Annotated in this window: 1 protein-coding gene; it reads left to right on the top strand. The window is 37.9% G+C overall.

The window, feature by feature from the left end; genetic code table 11:
• The coding region (locus AACQ14_RS23670) for an immunoglobulin-like domain-containing protein (protein WP_339366006.1) at positions 1-232 on the top strand (232 nt) is incomplete at both ends.

The following is a 232-nucleotide window of genomic DNA, read 5'->3' as shown; positions in this document are numbered from 1 at the left end:
GATGAAAAAGGCAATCAAGCCCAAGAAGTAACAAGAACGGTAGTAATAAAAGAAGACGAAGAAGCTCCAGTAATAACTTTAGTAGGAAATGCTTCGGAAGAAATAACCTATGGTGGAACGTATGTAGATGCAGGAGCCACAGCCTATGATAATAGAGACGGAGATATAACAGAAGATATAGTAGTAACTATAACTAAAGACGGTAGCCTTGTAGATGTAATATCTACAAGGC

The sequence above is a fragment of the Vallitalea maricola genome, assembly GCF_036985595.1.
Taxonomy (GTDB): Bacteria; Bacillota; Clostridia; order Lachnospirales; family Vallitaleaceae; genus Vallitalea; species Vallitalea maricola.
The sequence above is the reverse complement of the archived record's forward strand: the minus strand, read 5'-3'. Positions and strand labels throughout refer to the sequence as shown.